The organism is Klebsiella sp. PK01, assembly GCF_057624675.1.
This window is the reverse complement of the sequence record NZ_JBYEZM010000002.1, coordinates 56,062-74,770: the sequence shown is the minus strand read 5'-3', so window position 1 is coordinate 74,770 and position 18,709 is coordinate 56,062. Positions and strand designations below refer to the sequence as shown.

Below are 18,709 nucleotides of genomic sequence, written 5' to 3'. Positions count from 1 at the left end.
CGGGCCGTTTTTCTTATACCGGAGTGTTATATGAGTTTTCCTGGCGAAACACGCGTTATTACCTTTTATTCACCGCTCACGCTGGAGGATGGTTCTGTACTGGAACAGGTGTCCATGCGGGAGCCGCTGGTGCGTGACCGTATTGCGCATTCCAAGGACCGCGGCAATGACGAAGAGAAAGAGGCCCGCATGATTGCGCAATTGTGCAGTCTCAGTGAGCAGGATATCTGGAAGCTGACCGCTGCGGATTATGCGCAACTGCTGGATGCCTTCAACGTTTTTATGCTCCCGCCCGCCGAGCGACCGAAAACGGGCTGCTGCGGGCAATAAGGTTTCTGGGCCGGCGTCTGCATTTTCCCATGACGGACTATCTGGATATGCCGTTCAGTACCTTTTCTGATTTTCTCATTGATGAAGTGGAGGCGGTAAACCGTGGCCGGAATCAGCCAAAACCTTAAAGCCGTCATCACCTTTGGCGGCAACATCGACAGCTCATGGGGGCGTTCGGCCAGCGGCCTGCAGAAAAGCCTGAAAGGGGTCGGGAAGCAGTCAGAGAAACTGACAAAGGATCAGTCGAAGCTCGCCGCCGAAATTAAACGCGCGAAGCTGGCCGGGCAGAGTATTGGCGATCTGAAACGCCGGTACAGTGAGGTCTCCCGTGAAATCCGCAAAACGGAGGCAGAACAGCAAAAACTGAATGCGCAGATGCAGAAAGCGCAACGGCTGGCCGCCTTTAAGGGGGCTGGTAAGGGGCTGTTTCGCCGGGGCCTGGGCGTCGCCGGGCAACTGGGCGGGATGATGGCGCCGGGTCTGGCCATTGGCGGCGGTGGTGGGGGGGGGGGGGGGGGTGCGGTGGCCACCGCACTGGGGGCATTGATAGCGCCAGCCGCCACAAACACGGAGACGGCCCGCCGGGCCAGTGTGGCAAAAAGCTACGGCGTGGATGTGACCACATTCGATGCGTGGGACACACTGGCGAAAAAGTACGATATGAACGGGGAAAATATTGCTGACCTGTTTGAAGAGTACCTGCATAAAGCCGGCGAGTATAAGCAGAACGGGAAGCAGGGTAGCCTGCAGGATGCTTTTGAGACCCTCGGGTTTAAAGCCGGGGATTTTGCCGGGCTCAGTAATATGGCGCAGTTTGACAAAATTATTGAGCGGGCGCTGACCCTTAAGGATGATTCGAAATCGTCTTTTGCGCTGGACTCCCTGTTTGGTGGGGAGGCAAGTAAGTTGCTGATGCTCCTGAAGCAGTCCGGGAAAAGTTATCGCGATCTGATGGACGAACAACGGCGATATAACCTGGTCACAAAAGAGGGCGCGGACGGGGCGATCACCGGCAGCCGGGCCATCAGCGACCTGCAGACCGTGTTGTCTTCCGCCATGGCGGAGATTTCCGGGCAACTGGGTAATGAGCTGTCACCTGATATTCGCAAACTCACGGATGATTTAGCTGACTGGTTTAAGGGCGGTGGGATCCGGCGTGTCGTGAACTTTCTGCGCCATGACCTCTACCCTGGTGTGCTGACATTCGGTCAGGGGGTTTTCTTTGTCGGGAAGATTATTTATGCGCTGGCTAAGAAACTGTCATGGCTACTCCCTGATGATCGTGGCGATCAGAAAGATGTTCTCAATTCTCTGGCTCGGACCGGATCTGTCGATATTGCCAGAATGACAGCACAGCGAAAGGGTCAGGGAGAGTGGTTCGAACAGCAGCTTCAGCAGCACCCCGACTTACCGGAGAAAGTAAAGCAGTCATACCTCTCAACCCGCGGTTACTTCAGTGATGATGATGCCGCCTTTAATCAGTCACTGGAACCGTATATGACGGCTCAGTCAGATGGTTTACCCGACTGGAACGAGGCACTGAAAGGCCCTGGCGGCGCTGCTGCTAATCAATCAGATAGTGGGTCATCTGGTGGGGCATGGGATGTGCTGATGCAGCAGTTGTCCGAGGCTGATAAAAGCAGCCAGACACCGCAATTTAACGATCATAGTGTCAAAAATTACAGTTTCACCATTAATGGTGCGCCCGGACAGAGCGAGCAGGGGATTGCTGATGCCGTTGTCGGCGTCACTAAAACGGCCCCGGCGTTTGCGGGAAACAGCAGCATGCAGGATGGAGGGTTTAACTGGTGAGCGAAATTATTCCTGTCTTTGAAGATTTCGGGCAGGCGCAGTCTTCTTCCATTCGGGGAGGTCAGGCTGCCCGGGTGATGATGATGCTTGGCGACTTCGCGTTCTCGATAGACTCCACAGCATACAACCAGCTGACCCGGGAAGCCAGCTGGCGCTGGAGTGAGCAGGAGCGCATCGGTAAACAGGATCTTCTGCAGTATACCGGCAAACCTGGCCGGACGGTCAGGCTGGAGGGGGAGGCGCATGCCATGTTCCGCAAAGGCGTGGAGGCGGTAAACGATCTCCATGACCTTAGCGATCAGGCAAAACCGCAACAGCTGGTCAGCGGTGAAGGGGATGTGCTGGGCTGGTGGGTGGTGACCGAATTTTCTGACTCGACGAATAAATTTCTGCCGGGCGGCGGTCACCGTAATAAAAACTGGAATATGACGCTGAAACATTATGCCGACGATTTATCAGACCTGTGATGGTGACGTGCTGGATGCAATTTGCGCGCGACACTACGGCACCGGGAACCTCTCCTTTACGGTCACTCAGGTACTTGAAGCTAACCGGGGACTGGCGGACATGGGCGCCATTTATCCGGCAGGGATAATGATTACCCTGCCCGATCTGGCACCGCCTGTTGAAGATTCATCTTTCAGTTTGTGGGACTAGTGATATGGCGCAGCGTGTTGTACCCGAATATGCGCCGGCGTTCAGCGTCAGCGCGGAAGGGAAAGATATTACGCGGGCGCTGCAGGAGCGCCTGGTGGAACTCACCCTGACCGATTATGGCGGTGCCACCGCGAAAGCGGATGAGCTGAAGATCACTCTTCACTCAGAAACCATGGCACTGCCGTCTAAAGGTGCCCGCCTGAGGGTGGGGCTGGGGTTTAATGACCAGCTCACCGATAAAGGCTGGTTTGTTGTTGCGGGGGTGGGCAGCAGTGGCCCGCCGCGGCGTATTGAAATCTATGCGACGGCTGCACCGATGAACGCCCAGAAGCAACCCGGCGATGTACTCAGCCAGAAGACCCGCAGCTGGGATAATCTGCGTCTGGCCGACATTGTTAAAACGGTGGCAACGGATAACGGGTTGATCGCCCGCGTGGCCAGTGAGCTGGCCGACATCCATATTGACCATGTGGATCAGGTGGCTGAATCGGATGCGAATCTGCTGTCCAGGCTGGCCCGCACCTGTAATGCCGTCAGCAAACCTTCCGGAGGATACTGGCTCTTTCTGCTGCAGGGCGCGACGGCAAACGTTTCAGGGGAGCAGACTGGCGGTGTGACCGTGACACCGGAAGAAGTCTCAAACTGGTCCTACAGCGAAGGGGAACGTGGCAGCTCGACAGGAAAAGCCACGGGCAAGAGTGGCAAGCCTGCCGGCAAGATCGGCGTGCGTTACTACGATGAAGTGGATGGTAAAACCAAAACCACCACCGTGGATCACGATGGGCCGTCTCTCGCCAATCCCTATACCCAACCTGCGAAATCCACCGCCGATCAACAGGCAAAAGCCAGAAAAACACAGGCCAGGCGAAATGAACAAAAAATGACGGTGACCGGGCCGTGTCGCCCGAAGCACATCCCCCTGACCGCTGAATCATCGGTCACCACATCGGGATTTGGTTCCCGTGAAGACAGGGCCTGGGTGGTGGAATCGCTGGTGTATTCCCTCACTTCCGCCGGGCTCAGTTATACCTGGAATCTGGTGGTGGATATTCATAAACCGGCCAAACCAGCAAAAAAATCCGGCGGCCAAGGTAAGACCGGCCCGGATTACTTCGGCTAACTCTCCGCCTGACGGCGAAACCATACGGGAAATCATGATGAACGGTGTGAACTGCCGGACTGGTAAACGTCTGTCCGGTGCGGCGCATTTGCGCCAGTCGGTGAGCGACATACTGAATACGCCTGTCGGTAGCCGGGTGCTGGTTCGGGATTACGGCAGTGATTTGTTTGCCTTAGTGGACAATCCACGTGATGACCTCACCCGGTTACGGATCATTGCCGCGACGGCATCGGCGCTTGCCAGATGGGAGCCACGGCTGAAAGTCACCCGTGTTGTGGTCTCCTTTCCGGATAATGATTCCGGGTGCATCGTCGATATAGAGGGGATCAATAAAGAGAATCATTCACCTGTAACCACTGGAGGCATACCCGTTTATGGCAAGCAGCTATGACGTGATTAACCTGTCTGAACTGGCCGTTCCTGATGCCATTGTGGTACCGGATGCGGCCACTATTTTTTCTCGCTGGCTGGCACGTCTTCGGGCACTCGATTCGACGTTTGATGCGCTGGTGGAGTCTGACCCGACGTACAAACAGGGCGAGGTTAATGCTTATCAGCTGACTCTCGCTTTCCAGCGCGTGAACGATGCGGTCAGAGCGGTATTTCTTGCCAGTGCTCAGGGGAGCGATCTGGATCAGATTGGCGCGGCTTTTAACGTCCAGCGGTTTGTTACCACGCCAGCCGATCCCGGGGCGGTACCTCCCGTTGAGGCGGTACTGGAAGATGATGATGCTTTTCGTGAGCGTATCCAGTTGTCCTGGGCGCAACTGAACACTGCCGGCGCGCGTAATGCTTACCGTTTTTTTGCCAAATCTGCGGACGCTGACGTTCTGGATGCGGATGCCTATGGCCCGGAGACGCATGGTCGGCCAGGTGAAGTGGATGTGTATGTGCTTTCCCGTTCGGGTGATGGCATTGCACCGCAAGTCCTGCTGGACAAGGTTGCGGGTACCCTGAACGCCGACGAGGTACGCCCGTTGACGGATTTTGTCAGCGTGAAAAGTGCCGTGAATATTCCTTATGAGGTTACGGCTGAGCTGGAAATCCCGGATGGCCCTGACGCGCAGACTGTGCTTCAGAATGCGATAAGGGTGGTGACGTCGTACACCGAACTGTCGCACCGGATCAGAATGCTGGTATCGCTGGATGCATTTTATGCCGCACTGAGACAGGCGGGGGTGGTCAGGGTACGGCTGAGCAGCCCGGTTGCGGATATCGAGCCGGAAGCCGGGAAGGCGCCGTGGTGTACTGCCATCAATGTAACCCGAAAACAGGAGGCGACAGGTGGCCGATAAATTTCGCTCCCTGCTTCCTCCTGCATCACTTCATCAGGAGAGGGCACAGGAGCAGGCCGGACGGGAACAGATCCGGGCCCTTGACACTGATATGGTCCGGAAAGTGAAAAATCCGGACACCTGCCCGCTCCATTTGTTGCCGTGGCTGGCCTGGGAATTTGCCGTGGATTTCTGGGATGACAGCTGGACGGAGCAGGAAAAAAGGCAGGTCATCCGTGATGCAGCCTATGTACACCAGCACAGGGGGACCGCCGGCGCAGTGAGGCGTTCATTGAGTGCCGTTAGCCTGCCAACCACCGTTGTTGAATGGTGGGAAGAAACGCCCCGTAAGGCTCCCTACACCTTCCGGATTGAGGTTTACAGCCAGCAGGAAATTGATGCTGCGCTTTACAGCAGGATCCGCCGGCAGGTGGATAAAGCCAAAAACTTGCGCAGCTGGATGAGCGGGATCGACGTCATCGCGGATTTAGGCTCAAACGGGAACTGCTATGCGGGTGGCGCCGTGACCAGCTATATCGATATTGTGATTGAGGTAAAAACAGAAAATGTCTGAGAAATATTACAGCATACTGACAAACCGTGGAAAGGCGCTTGAGGCCGAATCCGCGGCCAGCGGGAAGCCGGTTATCCTGAAGGATTTTGTGACTGGCGACGGGAACGGGCAAGCGGTTATGCCAGACCCGGCAAACACTACCCTTGTTCATGAGGTTTATCGCGGTGCAATATCCTCACTGGCGGTTTCCCCTGAGCAGGATAATCAGTTTATTGCGCAGCTGGTATTGCCTGCTGATATCGGCGGTTTTACCGTCCGTGAAGTGGGTCTTCTGACAGACAGCGGAGAACTGTATGCCGTCGGGAACTGTGCAGCCATCGAAAAACCGGAAAGTGGGGTGAGTGTCCGGTTACAGTTTCGCCTGGCGGTGAATGAAACCGCGGATATTGAACTAAAGGTCGCCACGGGGGATGGGCTTTTCCTGCGGCAGGATGCCAATCTTAATGATGTTAATAATAAGGCAGAATCACGTAAGAACCTCGGGCTGGGTAGTTCGGCGATGAAGGATACCGGCACCAGTGGGGATAAAGTTCCTGTATTAAACGTGAGCAATACATGGGGGGCCAAGCAGTCAATCAATAATTCCAGCAATGCAACGACGGATGTTACGCTGGATATCTCAGGGGTACAGCATACGCCTCTGGTGCTCCGTCGCCCTTCAGCTAATGCTAATTTATCGATCGGGTTTCAACTTCAGGGGATGAGTACGAAACGCCTTGGAATCAATCTTGAAGGAGACCTTTGCTACGGTGAACAGGAAAATCAGGGGGCTAACCCCAGAATTATTACGCAATCAATATTAGATAATAAAGGTTTAACTGTAGGTGGAATTACGCTACTCAAGGGGAATACTACAGTAGCTAAATTAACGGCAACAGGTAGTATAGCCAATACCAGTGAAGAGTATGTCATTAAAAGTGGAGTTGGGCCTGTTGCTAATAACTCACGATTTACACGTGGCTATCGAATTACTGGAGTTAACAATACGTCTGCTGATTTAGGTTTTACAGAACAAATTGGTCAATATTACGCATTATCGTTTCATGTGGTAGGTGCAGTTAACGATAAATGGTTTGAGTTCAGAGATAATGGCGATGCTGTTATTCAGGGTGACATTCAGGGACCATTATGGAATGGTTCACTGAGTAACTATATTGGTAATATGCGTAACCACGTAAATAAGTCTACCAGTGGCTGGTTTAAGGATTCTGTAACTGGGTTTATTACTCAGTGGGGAACTATATCCGGAGTTTCAGGTACAGACATTACATTTCCAATAGCATTTCCAAACTCGTGTACGGCGGTAGCTGCTAGCGATTCTGGAGTGGCGGCCTGGGCTACTGGTGCTTCTAATCGGAGTCGTTGGGGGTTCAAGTTACAAAGCAATTCAGCAGGAAGTGTTACCGCAACCTATATCGCGGTAGGGTACTAAATATTATTGAAATGGATAAATACGCATGAGATATGTTTATGATGGGAACACGAATAGTTTTTACCCAATTGAAATGAAGCCAGAATATCAACAAGCGGGAGTTTGGCCAGAAGATGGCGTAGATGTAAGTGAAGGTGTTTTTTTAAAATACACAGCGATACCGCCAAAAGGAAAACAGAGAGGGTGTGACTACAACGGTTTTCCTGTGTGGGTGGATCTTCCGCCACTAACGAAAGAACAACATATCGGTGAAGCAAAAAAGAAGGTTGCGGAATTATTAGGTGTTGCTAATAAAAAAATCACTCCCCTACAAGATGCAGTAGATTTAAATATAGCAACAGAACATGAGTTGGAATCTTTAAGGGAATGGAAAAAATTCAGGGTTTTGGTGAGTAGAATAAATTTCGATGATGCGCCTGAAATAGTCTGGCCTGTAAGGCCAGACTAAATAGTAGTGATGTAATAACAAGTTCGTTTTTATAAAAAACGCATAAAAGGCTTTTCAATGCATATGTTTATTAGCTTGGATATTACTATTAATAGAGTGACGAAAATTATTGTTGTTAACCAGTTGAGCGGCATGGATAAAGTTCTTGTCATTACATACAGTAATAGAATATGTATCATGTAACTAGGGTAAGAGATATCGCCTAGGAAAGCACTTATTCTTCCTGACAGCAATCGATATATAATCCCCTTTTCAGTACCAAGCGAGCAAATGAATATTGAAAATATAAAAGGGGCAAAAATTTCATTTGCTCTTTCATATCCTAAGCCAGAGAATAGGCTTAAATATAAAATAATTACCGCCACTTGTACTACTGAATTAACTTTGTCATATTTTAAAGTTTTTATTTTGTCTAGTACAACGAATGATAATATTCCAAGTGAGTAGTCAAGTAATGTGCGGATTAAACCAAACATTATATAACGGTTATAGTTATCATATTGAATGTCCATGTAGTTTGGAGATTCTTTATTTATGACCAAAAATGAATAAAGTATTGCAATTAAAAGTAATGGGAATAATAGCGGTTTTGCATGCTTATTTAAAAAATATACCACTGGGAATATGACTATTCCCAACCATAGTTCTGCGGAAATAGTCCAAGAAATTGCTAAGCTTCCAATATATGCAAAACCTTCCTTTGAATCAAATGGAATGATTTGTGCTATTCCAAGTATTTTTACTATCTCAGAGAAGGTCGGAACTGGGGTTCCCTTTAAAATGATAGCCGATGATGCTGTAAGTATAGCGCAAAAAAGATAAACAGGGGCTAATCTGATATAACGCTTCTTTGCGAATCTTATAGAGCAAAAAGAAGTTTTGTTGAGAATCGACTTAGCGAGAACGAATCCACTTAAAACCAGGAAGAAATCCACTGCTAATATAAATGAGTGTGGGAAATTATAATTGTTATTCCAATAGTAAAAGTGCCCTATGGCTACAAGTATAGCCATAATACCTCTGAAGAAATCGAAACTTAAGTTTCTTGTATTATGTTTGAGTTCCACTCCAACCTCTTTCCTTTAGGAACTGATAATTTAACCACTATAACATAGTGCCTATTACAAGGGCACTATATATCAATGACATAGTGATTATTTGTCCAGATTCTATTGTTGAAGGTCATACTCACTAATGTGAGAGTAGAAACTACTTAGTCATACCTGCCAACTTGTTGGTCAGCTCTTCTCGTGGTATGACCGCCATCCATTTCTCACCGCTAACTACTCTCTAACTCCAGGTGTATCGCTTTCAGCGATAGTTCGTTAACGCTTCTGCTACTGCGTTAGTTGCTAAGATGGAGGAAATCCATCCGGTAATCGCATGCATGAGTCACAGGGGGAGCACTGTTTTTGAACAAGAATATAGCTAGTTCACAAAAAACCTTTTCTCCAAAACTTATACGCAACCTCTTGAAATCATAAGAGGTTGTATATTGTTAATCTTTAACGTAAACAAGTCTCAAAAAATAAGTGTAACTATCTGATTTATATTTTTAATTTCTATTTTAAGTTACCTTTGACTCTATGCTGCATTTCTACCTGACGGAAGGATCCGACAGAGTCAGAACGGGTTCATGCAGTTCTAGGGAACGTTTGATGTGCGCCTGAAACACTATATCGAACCGACCCCAGCTATCTGTCGGCGCTTGAGCTGGTGACATTCATCTACAACGACGACGAGCAGAACAGGACGTGCGGGGGGATTATCGCGCAGCAGGTGCAAGAGGTTGATCCGCAGTACGTGAAGAAGGTTAACACGGCATACATGCGCAACGGTGAGAGGGTGAACGACGATCGCCTGCAGCTGGATAACAACGTATTCATGATGGACACGCTGGCAACGGTAAAGGTGCTGATTGAGCGAGTAGACGAACTGGAGGAGAAATTATCTGCATTAGAAATCCAGTAATCATGTTTACATGTCCAGACCCCAACTGACAATTTGTGCATGCAGAATGCAATTAACTCTGACAGTCAGCTTTGAGCGAGGAGCGGACATAACAAGCTCAACTTTTCAACTTAACTGCATCATCCAACGATGAATATGAATCAATTGATTAAACTTATTTCGGATTGCATCATCAATATTATCGTTAATTATTAATGGAGACCATATTGTTAAATGAGGAGAAACTGGCATGGTACGAACAAGAACACTACCATTTTTGTTTACCATCGTAACATCCTGCATATTTCTCCCTTTATAATCACGTTCTTTATCCAAGCAATTTAAAGCTTCATTTAAAATACGTTCCCATTCCCCATGAGTCAGCTCATTGAGGTTAAATTCCTTGCCGCCTATATATTTCTCTCTAATTTCAGGTCTAGAAACCACCTGCCAGGCATCCCGATAAAAAGTCATGTTAATTTCGTCTTCAGAATCTAATTTTTGTATTACACTTAGCAACCCAGGGACTGCCAACTCTGATTTAATAAGCTTAGCTATAGGCCAATCTTTGTATTTTATACCTTCAAGATTAACACCCATACGGATATTATTACTTTGCGTACAGACAGAAATATTCCATTGGACGCCTTCATTTCCATCGCTCATACCAAAAAATGGTTTATTGAGCTGGCCAAAAGCCCTTCCTTTCACACCCAGAACTTCGCAAAAAGACTGTAATATCTCTGCATACTCATCAGAACCATGTTTGGAGAGATATCTGTTATTCTTTTTAACTTTATGGTCCGGGTTAATTATTGATAAGGATTTCGACTCCAACTCAATCATCATTTTTATCTCATCCTGAGATTCAAAAATTGACATTACTGCTTTGTATGCATCATCTGCGCGTAAATTAAAAAACTCTCTTCTTTTTTGCCGCAAGGGACTTAACTTATCGTGAATTAATCGTTCTAGTTTTTTACAATCACTAACAAAAATAGAGTGAGAAACAGCCCAAATAAAATCGCCTGTTGAGCTCTTATTTATCTCATCACATCGGGAGGTTGGATCTCTGGTCGTCATTCCAATTTTACATACAGGTAAGTCAATATCAGAAACCTCTAATATATATACATATCCAGTCGTTTCGTTAATCATATTTACCATCTTAAATTTTTTATCAATACATCCTCATTATGACGTGAAAAAAAATAATAATCAATTACCATATGTTTTAAATACACCCATCGAGAGTTTGATAGATAACGTCCGCTCTTGGCACGGAGCGGACTTTCAGATTATGTTTGGATCTGTGACTTTAGAGTGTCAGATCAGGTCTAAGAGACAACAAATAATGCCATTTAATGACATGCTACCACCAAGTAACCGTATGCAAGAGTTACTAGGTGTGATGTGTGAAGGCTTAGGATGGTTTGACTATTTAACAAATCTGCTCCTGGATAATTTGCGCGGTAGCTGGTTACATTAAATGATCAGCGCATCGAGAAAACCAGCCTCAATTGTAGCTTTGACAATTATGACAAGAAATATCCATAAAAAGAAAAACTTAAGCATCACTGACATTGCTGAGTGTTCCTATGCAGTAATGGCTATGATTCGAATCTGGTTGTAGTTCAAGCAAATAACTAGAGATCTCATTTATCCAGACTATTTTTTGATATTAAACTCAGGGAATGCTCAATCAGAAGCCAGATGGAATAACCCAAGGCCGAAATGCCAAAGGTAAAAACAAGAATAAGAAGATCAATTTTTGACATGATTGCCCATCCGGCCATGGAAGACATAAGGAAAAATAGTACATAACTTGCCTCTATGCAACACAATCACTAAGCGTTATCAAATTTACATGCACGCCGACTCTGGGAGCCCCGTAACCGTAAGCAACAGTTACCGGGAGGGCGACGGCTGGTTTTGAACAAAAATATAGTTAGTTCACTAAAAACCTTTTCTCCAAAACTCATATACAACCTCTTGAAATTATAAGAGGTTGTATATTGTTAATCTTTAACGTAAGCAAGTCTCAAAAAGCAGTATAACCAGATGATTTATATTGCTTAATGTCTATTTTAAGTTGCCTTTGGCTCCAGCAGGTGGCAAACGCCCCCGACCCGCAGGCGATGATGCAGCAGCTGGCGCAGACCGTGTTCCAGGGCAAAAGCGTCGACCTGACCGACACCCAGGAGTACGGCAGCCTGGTGGCGGCCAGCCTCGGCGAAGAGTGGAGCGGTTTTGGCCAGACCATGTTCGTCCAGCCGCTGACGCAGGCCTGGGAGACGGTGCTGCAGCCATCGGCGGCCAGCCTCAACGAGGCGTGGCAGCGTTCTGTGGTCGCCAACTGGCATTCGGCTTTTGACGGCCGCTATCCGTTTGCCGCGGGTAAAAACGATGTCTCGCTACCGATGCTGGCGGCATTTATCCGCCGCGACAGCGGGCGGATCGACCGGTTTCTCACCAGCCAGTTGGGTGGCGTGCTCAACCGCGAGGGCAGCCGCTGGGTGGCCGATAGCACGCACAGTCAGGGGCTGACGTTTAACCCGGCCTTCCTGAAGGCGATTAATCAACTGAGTTCCTTGTCCGACATCCTGTTTACCGACGGCAGCCAGGGGATGGGGTTTGAACTACAGGGGGTGGCGACGCCGGGTATTGTTGAAACGCAGCTCACCCTCGACGGCCAGAATCTGCACTACTTTAACCAGCTTGCCGAATGGAAAAGTTTCCGCTGGCCGGGGACGTTCAACAAACCCGGCGCGATGCTGACCTGGAGCTCAACGGCGGCGGGCGCCCGGCTATTGGCGAACGACAGCGGCCCGTGGGGCACGCTGCGTATGCTGGAGAGAATGAAGCGCCAGCAGATCGGCGATGGGCTGTTTCGCCTGACGGTCAATACGCCGGATAGCCGGCAACTGCAGTGGTTACTGCGTACGGAACTCGGCGATGGCCCGCTGGCGTTGCTGAAACTGCGAAACTTCACGTTGCCGACACAGATTTTCATCGTGGAGGCCCCCCGAGCAGAACCGTTTGCCGACGGTGACGTAGAGGAATAAGGGCCGACATTCACTCTGCAAGCGCTGCTTTACAAGCAGCGAGTTTTCTAATTCTGACATCTGAGATATTCCATGGACGATTTAACTCTGCGTTATTTTGACGCTGAAATGCGCTATCTGCGCGAGGCTGGCGAGGAGTTTGCCCGCGCCCATCCCGATCGCGCCGCGGCGTTAAACCTCGATAAAGCCGGCGCCCGCGATCCCTATGTTGAGCGGCTGTTCGAGGGCTTTGCTTTCCTGATAGGGCGGCTGCGCGAAAAGCTCGACGACGATCTGCCGGAGCTGACCGGCGGGCTGGTGAGTATGATCTGGCCGCATTATCTACGTACCATTCCGTCGCTGGCGATGGTGGAGTTCAGCATCGACTGGCGGGAGATGAAAGAGCCACAGCGGCTGGAGAAGGGGACGGAGGTGATCTCCCGGCCTATCGGCGAGACGGGCACCCGCTGCCGTTACACCACGACCCAGCCGCTAACCTTACAGCCGCTCGCGCTCTCCCGCGCCAGTATCAGGACGCTGGCGGATGGCCGCCAGGCGATTTGTCTGCGTTTTGATTGTGGCGAGCTGGTTGACTGGAGCACGCTCGACCTGCGCCGTATCCCGCTATACCTGAATGCCGATGCGCCGCTGGCCTGCGCGCTGCATGAAGCGCTGACCCTGAACGTGGCGCACATCGGCATATGTCTGGCGGGGGAGACTGATAGTAGACCGCTGGCGGCCCATTTTGCCGTCTGCGGGTTTGCCAACGATGAGGCGCTGCTGCCTCAAAGCGGCGGGTTCAGCGGCTACCAGTTGCTGCTGGAGTATTTCAGCTTTCGTGAAAAATTTATGTCGGTCGCGCTGTGCGGCCTGGAGAATATGACGTTTCCTGATGCGCCGGGATGGTTTGAGATAGACGTGGTGCTGGATAAATCGTGGCCGCAGGAATACGCGTTGTCAGAGAAACATCTGCGCTTACACTGCACCCCGGTTATTAACCTGTTCCCGCTGGAGTCGGACCCGCTGCATCTGGATTCACTACAAAGTGAGTATCTGCTGCGCCCCATGCGCGTCCAGGATGGACACACCGAAATCTATTCGGTGGAGTCCGTCACCTCTTCTCACCTTTCCGGCACCCAGGCGTATGTGCCGTTTACCAGTTTTCGCCACAAAGGCGGCATGTTGCGCCATGATGCGCCGGAATATTATTACCACACGCGCGTTAAACGTGGCCCGTCCGGGCTACATGATACCTGGCTGACGCTTGGCGGCGAGGCGTTTGACCAGCATCGCGTGCCGCAGAATGAAACCCTGTCATTGAGCCTGATCGGCACCAACGGCCAGCTGCCGCGCCGGGCGCTGCAAAGCACGCTGCTGGACACGGTGGTGAAATCCACGACGTCGCGCCTCCAGGTGCGTAATCTCACCGCGCCGACGTTGCCGTGTTATCCACCGGATCGCGACCGTTTTCACTGGCGGGTGTTGAGTCATCTCGGCAGCAGCTTCCTGTGGATGATGGATAACGCCGAGGTGTTGCGCGGCGCGCTGGCGTTGTATGACTGGACGGATAACGAAATGAACCGCCGTCGTCTGCAGGCGATCGTTGATGTGAGCCACTGTGAGGTGGAACGTTTTGCCGAGGGGCATTTTCTACGCGGCGTGCAGATAGAAGTGACGCTTGACGGTAACGGCTTCGCCGGGCACGGCGACATCTGTCTGTTTGGCGAGATGCTCAACCGCTTCTTTGCCCTGTATACCGACATCCACCTGTTTAATCGTCTGATTCTGATACTGCAACCTACCGGAGAGCGTCTCGAATGGCAGGAGAACCACAAACGCCGCATTCCCGGCTGAGCCCGCGGCTTGAGCGGGATATTCAGCGCATCAACTTTTACCGCTTCTGTCAGCTACTGGAAAAATCGCGACCTGGCGCGCCGGCATTAGGCAGCACGCTGAACCCGGCGGATGATCCGATACGCTTTCGCCCGCATCCGGGGATGGGTTTTCCGGTCAGCGAACTCAAAGCGGTGGAGTATGATGAGGCGCATCCCGACGCGCCGCCGACGCTGCGCACCACCTTTATGGGGCTATACGGTGTCGATTCGCCGTTGCCCACCGCCTGGCTGGATGATATTGCGCAGCAAAGAGAAGGGCATGAGGCGCAGGAAGCATTTCTCGATATTTTCAACCACCGCATTCTGAGCCAGTTTTATCGCATCTGGCGCAAATACTCGTATCCGGCAACCTTTGAAGACGGCGGTCGCGACCGTACTTCGCAGAGCCTGCTGGGGCTGATCGGGCTGGGCATTCCCGGCACCGCGCAGCATATTGCCGCGCCGGTATCTCGCTTTCTGGCATTACTCAGCGTGATGCGCCTGCCCGCGCGCACTGAAGAGGGAATTCAGGCGCTGGTACGATTGTTGGCGCCCCATACGCGGGCGGAAGCGTCGCCGCACTGCCCACGGACGGTGTACCCGGCGCAGCCGCTGGGTTTTTACGACGATAACGATTTCCTGCTTGATGGCTATACGTTACTGGGCGATGAAACGACCGAGATTGCCAGCCAGTTGCTGATCGCGCTGTATACCGATGATATCGCCGAAGCCGCAGGCTGGATGCCGGAAGGGCAAATCTATGCGGACTTTCTGGTTCTGCTGCGGGTTTATCTCGGCTGGCGCTATAAGGCCAAAATCACCTTAACGCTTCCCACGCCGCTGTTACCCGCGCCGGTGCTCGGCGAAACGCCGTTTATGCTCGGTATTACCGGCGTTCTGGGCATGGAGGGGGACGCGGTTCCGCCGGATTTACCGGCCACGTTTACCACGGAACTGGGCGGCTACCGCGGCATGCCGCTTGCATCATTATCACAAGGAAACCAACGTGTTGCATATCACTTCGCTTAAACTATCCGCACTGATTCTTCTGCCGTTCATGCTGGCGGGTTGTGGGCTAACACAGAAAATCAGCGACGGCGCTTCGTCCGCCGTAAAGTCAGTATTTTATCGCCAGGTGAAAACGCTGCGTCTGGATTTTAGCGCGCGCAATGCGTTAAACACCGATAACCGCGAGGATAACAGCGCCTCCCAGCCGGTAATGGTGCGGGTCTATGTGCTGAAAGATCGCAAGACCTTCGATAAGACGGTTTACCAGCAGCTGGCGGCGGAAGGAGAGGACATTTTAAAAGACGACCAACTGGCCAGCCGCGGCCTGGTGCTCAAACCGGGAACGGCGATGAGTCTCACCATGCCGCTGGATGAACAGGCGCAGTATGTCGCCGTGGTGGCGCTGTTCCGGGCGCCGGATCTGACGAAAAACGACTGGAAGCTGGTGCTTGCCCGTGAGGATCTTGACCCGGACCGCGCGCGCGTCATTGAGGCCAGCCATCATCAACTTGTTCTGCAACCGCGGAAAGACAAGTGAGAAACGCGCTGCGCAATTTTTATTTTCAATAAATAATGTCAAGGATATCATGATGGATAAAAGAGAAACTGAAGTTCATGTACTGGAACTTTCCCGGCCATTACTACATAAAATTTATGGCGGATACAGCATTGATAAAAGTCAGATTGACCGACCGGATGCTGCAATTTATGTTAAAAAAACGCACAGGGCATTTTGTAAATCACGAGTTCCATTTAGGGTAGGAATCGAAATTACTACTTGCGATAAGTGTGGTGATCTTGGCTATTTAAAGGATGATAAATTTGGCAAAGATAAGGTCGATAACCAAATTAATGATTTTATTCATGGGATAGATAGTAAAACCCCAAATAAAAAGGTCGATGTTAAAATTCCTGTTGATTATATATATGAGGGGGTTGTCAGAAAGAATAGCAAGTTCAATGACTACGTCTGTGCCGGGGTATTTAAAGAGGTTGTGCTTATCTGTTTTAGTGAAGTAATAGGAACTGACAATGTTATTTTCAAAAATGGGCTGCGACAATGGTCTGAATACTTAATATCTAAGTCTAATTCTATGTTTGATAAGGTTATTTTTGTTGATCTCTTGGGGGGGAGACCTGTCTGTATTTATGATAAACAGAATCCACATTTGATTCAGCCATTACCTTATGCTTATGAAAATAGTTCGATTACCGTGATGCAAAGCCCAATGTTACGCTTTGAACAACAAAATAATTTAAATGAAATTTATGCTAACGAACCATTGATTGCAAAAAGAATCGCCAAACCGCGGTCGAAAAAATAAACAACAACATTTTGCCATGATGGCCAAACCTGATTTTATTTAAGGTTTGGCCTGTTGGGGAATCATTTAACCGTGGGCAGATCGCTATATCGGGTGGTGTATCGCGGGGAGAGCATTTCCCGCTTCATCTGCCACGGTTGCTGGATACCCTGGCCGGCGAAGTAAAGCGTCCCACGTCCGTCTTCTGCATTCAGGCGGTCCAGCACCTCCATCAATTTTTGGCTGTTTTTTCGCGGCGCATTTTCGTCAAACAGATTAAGTTGCGCGACGCCCTGGCTATAAAAATCGCCCAGCATTACCCCGGCCTTCTGATACCGGCAGCCACTTTGCCAGATGGCATCCAGACAACGCGTCGCGGCGGCGATAATATCCCTGCTGTCCTGCGTTGGGGTAAGCAGGGCCACCGAGGCATTATTGGCGTAATACCGTTCGTCAGGCGCGAAGGGTGAGGTTTTTACAAAGACGGAGATAAACCGGCAGTATTGATGTTCCTGACGAAGTTTCTCTGCTGCCCGGGAGGCATAACTACAGATGGCCTGGCGCATTTCTTCGTACTCCGTAATGCGATGGCCGAACGAACGGGAGCAGACGATCTCTTGCTTTACCGGGGCAAACTCTTCCAGCTCAAGGCAGGGTTCGCCGCGTAATTCACGGACGGTTCTTTCCAGTACGACATTAAAGTGTTTTCTGATGAATCGAATATCCGTGTCAGCCAGCTGCAATACCGTCCGGATCCCCATCGCTTCAAGCTTCTTCGCAATGCGTCGACCCACTCCCCAAACCTCTTCCACCGGTAGCGCCGCCATCAATTTTCTTTGCCGCTCCGCATTCGACAGGTCAACCACGCCTCCTGTCTGCTGTTGCCAGCGTTTTGCCGCATGATTCGCCAGTTTAGCCAGCGTTTTTGTCTGGGCTATACCGACGCCTACCGTCAGGTGCGTGCGTTGCCGCACCGTGGCTCTGAGCTCATGTCCAAACTCGGTAAGAACGCGGCAGTTACGCACGCCGGTAAGATCGCAAAAAACTTCATCAATGGAGTATTTTTCACAGCGAGGCGACATCTCTTCAAGCGTCGTCATTACCCGGTTGGACATATCGGCGTAGAGTTCATAGTTGCTACTAAAGCAAACCACCCCATGATGTCTGAAGATATCTTTTTGTTTAAAGTACGGTTCACCCATTTTCACAAACGGTTTGGCTTCCGCAGAACGTGAAATCACACAACCGTCATTATTGGACAAAACGACCACCGGGCGGCCGCGTAAGTCCGGGCGAAAGACGGTTTCACAGGAAGCATAGAACGAGTTCACATCACACAGGGCAAACACGATCAGCCCGCCGATTTCACGATGTAGGTCACCACGCCAAAAATTTCCAGACACTCTTCACTGCCTGGCATAATCGGCTGGTAGGCGGGATTATCAGGTTTGAGCATGACAACAGGATGTAACTGGAGGCGCTTAACCGTGAATTCTCCATCCACTGCGGCAATAACGATGCTGCCATGGACGGCCTTGCGGGAGCTATCCACCACCAGTAAATCACCATCGCCAATGCCAGCGTCAATCATTGAGTCACCGCTTGATTTCACAAAGTAGGTGGCGCCTGGATGCTGAATCAGCAGTTCATTCAAGTCGATACGCCGCTCAACATAATCCTGTGCGGGGCTAGGAAAACCGCAGGGAACAAGGTCGCTGAACAGCGGTAATGCCACGATCTGGCGTAGTTCGGTTAGTGTGAAAAACTGCATGATGATCACCGATTATTTTTACTGTATGCATATACAGTATTGTAGATCGGTGGCAGAGATCAAGAGGGGCGTACCTTATCAAAACCTGCGCCAGCGCCCGGCTGGCGGGGG

At 50.4% G+C, this 18,709-nt stretch carries 19 protein-coding genes and 1 pseudogene; 16 read left to right on the top strand and 4 right to left on the bottom strand.

What is annotated here, in order from left to right:
• Positions 1-30 precede the first annotated feature (30 nt).
• The 10 genes from AC22LX_RS05460 to AC22LX_RS05415 all read left to right on the top strand — a co-directional run bounded on the left by AC22LX_RS05460 (position 31) and on the right by AC22LX_RS05415 (position 7,647).
• A complete protein-coding gene (locus tag AC22LX_RS05460) occupies positions 31-330 on the top strand; it encodes a phage tail assembly protein (protein ID WP_487333803.1) in 300 nt (99 codons plus the stop codon).
• 102 nt (positions 331-432) lie between these two features.
• Positions 433-2,142, top strand: coding sequence for a hypothetical protein (locus AC22LX_RS05455; RefSeq protein ID WP_487333802.1), 1,710 nt, complete (start codon positions 433-435; stop codon positions 2,140-2,142).
• Between the two features lie 5 nt (positions 2,143-2,147).
• Positions 2,148-2,609: a phage tail protein gene (locus AC22LX_RS05450; protein WP_487333960.1), complete on the top strand. Its 462-nt coding sequence runs from the start codon at positions 2,148-2,150 to the stop codon at positions 2,607-2,609.
• Positions 2,584-2,799: a tail protein X gene (locus AC22LX_RS05445; RefSeq protein ID WP_487333801.1), complete on the top strand. Its 216-nt coding sequence runs from the start codon at positions 2,584-2,586 to the stop codon at positions 2,797-2,799. The genes AC22LX_RS05450 and AC22LX_RS05445 overlap by 26 nt, the downstream gene beginning before the upstream one ends.
• A gap of 4 nt (positions 2,800-2,803) precedes the next feature.
• Positions 2,804-3,919: a contractile injection system protein, VgrG/Pvc8 family gene (locus AC22LX_RS05440; protein WP_487333800.1), complete on the top strand. Its 1,116-nt coding sequence runs from the start codon at positions 2,804-2,806 to the stop codon at positions 3,917-3,919.
• Between the two features lie 37 nt (positions 3,920-3,956).
• Entirely contained in the window at positions 3,957-4,310 is a 354-nt protein-coding gene (locus tag AC22LX_RS05435) for a GPW/gp25 family protein (RefSeq protein WP_139397659.1), read from the top strand.
• Complete coding sequence (locus tag AC22LX_RS05430; protein ID WP_487333799.1) at positions 4,294-5,214, top strand: baseplate assembly protein; 921 nt, start codon at positions 4,294-4,296, stop codon at positions 5,212-5,214. The genes AC22LX_RS05435 and AC22LX_RS05430 overlap by 17 nt, the downstream gene beginning before the upstream one ends.
• Positions 5,204-5,767, top strand: a complete 564-nt coding sequence (locus tag AC22LX_RS05425; protein ID WP_487333798.1) for a phage tail protein I — start codon at positions 5,204-5,206, stop codon at positions 5,765-5,767. Before AC22LX_RS05430 ends, AC22LX_RS05425 begins: the two co-directional genes overlap by 11 nt.
• Positions 5,760-7,199, top strand: coding sequence for a phage tail protein (locus AC22LX_RS05420; protein WP_487333797.1), 1,440 nt, complete (start codon positions 5,760-5,762; stop codon positions 7,197-7,199). Before AC22LX_RS05425 ends, AC22LX_RS05420 begins: the two co-directional genes overlap by 8 nt.
• Before the next feature lie 25 nt (positions 7,200-7,224).
• On the top strand, positions 7,225-7,647 hold the full coding sequence (locus AC22LX_RS05415; protein WP_487333796.1) for a tail fiber assembly protein: 423 nt from the start codon (positions 7,225-7,227) through the stop codon (positions 7,645-7,647).
• A 29-nt stretch (positions 7,648-7,676) separates the two neighbouring features.
• Here the strand turns inward: AC22LX_RS05415 and AC22LX_RS05410 are convergent, their stop codons facing one another.
• The gene (locus AC22LX_RS05410; RefSeq protein WP_487333795.1) at positions 7,677-8,714 is read right to left on the bottom strand and encodes an acyltransferase family protein; all 1,038 of its coding nucleotides are present in this window, start codon (positions 8,712-8,714) and stop codon (positions 7,677-7,679) included.
• 712 nt (positions 8,715-9,426) lie between these two features.
• Here AC22LX_RS05410 and AC22LX_RS05405 point away from each other — a divergent pair.
• Positions 9,427-9,618, top strand: coding sequence for a hypothetical protein (locus AC22LX_RS05405; protein ID WP_487333965.1), 192 nt, complete (start codon positions 9,427-9,429; stop codon positions 9,616-9,618).
• Positions 9,619-9,723: 105 nt separating this feature from the next.
• Here AC22LX_RS05405 and AC22LX_RS05400 read toward each other — a convergent pair whose 3' ends face one another.
• On the bottom strand, positions 9,724-10,755 hold the full coding sequence (locus tag AC22LX_RS05400) for a GIY-YIG nuclease family protein (RefSeq protein ID WP_487333794.1): 1,032 nt from the start codon (positions 10,753-10,755) through the stop codon (positions 9,724-9,726).
• Positions 10,756-11,693: 938 nt separating this feature from the next.
• On the opposite strand from AC22LX_RS05400, the pseudogene AC22LX_RS05395 reads away from it, so the two are divergent.
• The 5 genes and pseudogenes from AC22LX_RS05395 to AC22LX_RS05375 all read left to right on the top strand — a co-directional run.
• Positions 11,694-12,662 (top strand): annotated as a pseudogene (locus AC22LX_RS05395) (type VI secretion IcmF C-terminal domain-containing protein); the annotation flags it as partial.
• 72 nt (positions 12,663-12,734) lie between these two features.
• Positions 12,735-14,495, top strand: coding sequence for a type VI secretion system baseplate subunit TssF (gene tssF, locus AC22LX_RS05390; protein WP_213292458.1), 1,761 nt, complete (start codon positions 12,735-12,737; stop codon positions 14,493-14,495).
• A complete protein-coding gene (gene tssG / locus AC22LX_RS05385; protein ID WP_487333793.1) occupies positions 14,459-15,544 on the top strand; it encodes a type VI secretion system baseplate subunit TssG in 1,086 nt (361 codons plus the stop codon). Before tssF ends, tssG begins: the two co-directional genes overlap by 37 nt.
• Positions 15,522-16,061 carry a type VI secretion system lipoprotein TssJ gene (tssJ, locus tag AC22LX_RS05380; protein WP_487333792.1) on the top strand — a complete coding sequence of 180 codons (540 nt, stop codon included), beginning with the start codon at positions 15,522-15,524 and terminating at the stop codon, positions 16,059-16,061. The genes tssG and tssJ overlap by 23 nt, the downstream gene beginning before the upstream one ends.
• Positions 16,062-16,113: 52 nt before the next feature.
• Entirely contained in the window at positions 16,114-16,848 is a 735-nt protein-coding gene (locus AC22LX_RS05375) for a hypothetical protein (RefSeq protein WP_487333791.1), read from the top strand.
• Between the two features lie 62 nt (positions 16,849-16,910).
• Here AC22LX_RS05375 and AC22LX_RS05370 read toward each other — a convergent pair whose 3' ends face one another.
• Positions 16,911-18,176, bottom strand: a complete 1,266-nt coding sequence (locus AC22LX_RS05370) for a Y-family DNA polymerase (protein ID WP_047066916.1) — start codon at positions 18,174-18,176, stop codon at positions 16,911-16,913.
• 2 nt (positions 18,177-18,178) lie between these two features.
• The gene (locus tag AC22LX_RS05365; protein ID WP_045398198.1) at positions 18,179-18,598 is read right to left on the bottom strand and encodes a translesion error-prone DNA polymerase V autoproteolytic subunit; all 420 of its coding nucleotides are present in this window, start codon (positions 18,596-18,598) and stop codon (positions 18,179-18,181) included.
• Positions 18,599-18,709 lie beyond the last annotated feature (111 nt).